Consider the following 2,068-nt stretch of genomic DNA (forward strand, 5'->3'; position numbering starts at 1 on the left):
TGCGTCGCCACAGCTCGTCTGGCACTCGCCAGCCATCGTCCTTCTTGACTACCCCATGGCTGCGTCCTCCTGCCTCTTCAACCCGGCAGGAGGCCGACCTTCTTCCCTACCGAAATAGGTTCTTAGGGATTCGCGAGGTGCCGAGTGCAGCACGATGTCCGTGGCAGAATCCCTATGCGGAGAGAGTCATCGGCTCGATACGTAGGGAGCTGCTGGACCATGTCGTCGTCCTGAACGAAGCCCACGCTCGGCGCCTGCTGCGCGAGTACCAGCGCTACTCTACAATGCGAGCCGGACGCACCTGTCGCTCGGGAAAGATGCGCCCGAGACGCGCGAGATGCAGGGCCCGGAGCGCGGAGCCAAGGTGATAGAGCTACGGGAAGTCTTCGGGCTCCACCACCGGTACGAGCGCCGCGCTGCGTAGAGTCTCGGTCCTTCCAACAACACCCTCGTAGACCCGCGCGTGCTACACCAGCCTACCTGCGTTCGCAGGAAGGGCGGGGAGTGTCCACACGCAGGCAGAGAGAGGTGTTGAGGCGTTTGAGCTGGGCGTAATTCCGGCCTCTGTCAAACGGACGGGAGGACCCAGCGGCTCGTCATGCGAATCGCTCACGTCATGACGCGCGTTTTGACGCAGCCTTGACGCACTCATGACGCAGCGACTGAATTTTGGGTAGGCACAGGGGGCGTCAGGGCAAGACGGTCAAAGAGAGGGACGGCATGTCATTGCCACTGTTGGCGTCGTGGTCAAGGGCCTCGGTCAGGGCGAAGGCTTTGACCGAAAGATTGCCGGTCTTTCTCGGAATGCATTGGAGAGTGACCGCGAGGTCCCGTCCCGCGGGGAGATTGCCAAGCTTGCAGAGGACGCTGCCCCACCGGTCATGTGTGCAATAGCCCTGGCTGCTAGCGAGCGTGACGAGCTCCAGGTGCTCGGGAAGCGGAATCGATGCCCCGACGGACAGGGCCGTCTGAGAGCCCGTGTTGCGGACGGTCACCGTGAGGGTAAGCGGTTGGCCAACTTTTGCGGGTGAGGGATTGAGGGTCAGGGTCGTGGCCGTATCCACGAGCAGCGAAGTGGGCTCACAGACGTCGCCGAAGCCATCGCCATCCACATCTGCTTGGTTGCTGTTGGGGACTGAGGGGCAGTTGTCATCACCGTCGCTGATTCCATCGCCATCGGTGTCGAGCCGGTTCAACTTCTCGATGTCGATGGGGGCTTCGTCTTCTGGAGCAAATCTCTCGCGAGGTCTGGGCGCCGGCGCCGAGGTGGCCAGCGTCGCGGGGGCCGCCGGACTCACAGTTGCTCCAGCATCCAGGGGCACTCCCGAGCCAGTCCTGCCTGCACATGCCATACCGCAGACGAGCGTTGGGGCGAGGGCCGAAATGAAGGCTCGCAGTGTGAGTTTGCAGTACCAGAATGCGCGCGAACGGGGCGGGCGGGACGGATTGACCAGAGATACCATGCTGCCTCCTCGCCTCAATCTACTCTATCTTTCCTGTGGGAATCGCCCGACGCTATCTAGCGACCATCGCAAGAGTAGACGCGAATACTTCGATAGGCGTCCGCCATCCAAGCGTTGAAGCGGGTTCCAGTTGAGAGTGTGCGCAATGGCGGTGAGTTGCTTGCTGGAGAAGGCCCTCAGGGTCATGTGGCGTAGCTCCCTGAAGAGTCGGACAGGCGCGTTCGGATAGAAAGCGAGTCTGATGATGGAGAAGAAGGCGAAAGAAGAAGCGCCGGAGGCGGGGTGTGGAGAGCCAGGAGGACGGCTGCGGCGCTACTCGGCAGAAGAGAATCTGAGGATGCTGTCGGAGGCAGAGTGGCCCGGCAGCAGCGTGTCTGTGGTGGCACGTAAGTACGGCGTCAATCCCAGCCAGCTGTTCCGCTGGAGGCAGCTGAAGGAGGCCGGGAGCGTGTCGGGGCTGACGGCCTACCTGGTGGGCGCCGCGTACAACCTGGTGCGGATGGCGGGGTTGACCGCCGCATAGGCTCCCTTCGCCCTCCGCCACCCCAAAAGACAAGGTTGAGAACAGACGCAACGAGAGGCCCGGTCTCATGCCTGCAAACCGG

Annotated in this window: 2 protein-coding genes; one reads left to right on the forward strand and one right to left on the reverse strand. The window is 62.6% G+C overall.

The features are described 5' to 3' along the window. Positions 1 to 689: 689 nt before the first annotated feature. The gene (locus KRR26_RS37290) at positions 690 to 1,298 is read right to left on the reverse strand and encodes a thrombospondin type 3 repeat-containing protein (RefSeq protein ID WP_328707286.1); all 609 of its coding nucleotides are present in this window, start codon (positions 1,296 to 1,298) and stop codon (positions 690 to 692) included. Between the two features lie 406 nt (positions 1,299 to 1,704). Between KRR26_RS37290 and KRR26_RS36415 the strand changes: the two genes are divergently transcribed. Next, positions 1,705 to 1,986: a transposase gene (locus tag KRR26_RS36415; RefSeq protein ID WP_217082185.1), complete on the forward strand. Its 282-nt coding sequence runs from the start codon at positions 1,705 to 1,707 to the stop codon at positions 1,984 to 1,986. The last annotated feature ends 82 nt before the right edge of the window (positions 1,987 to 2,068 follow it).

Origin of the sequence: Citreicoccus inhibens, from assembly GCF_019039035.1 — a bacterium.
Classification (GTDB): domain Bacteria; phylum Myxococcota; class Myxococcia; order Myxococcales; family Myxococcaceae; genus Citreicoccus; species Citreicoccus inhibens.

Bases quoted from the DNA above. Each gene is read 5' to 3' on its own strand.
- KRR26_RS36415 (WP_217082185.1), top strand. From the start codon at position 1,705: ATGATGGAGAAGAAGGCGAAAGAAGAAGCGCCGGAGGCGGGGTGTGGA.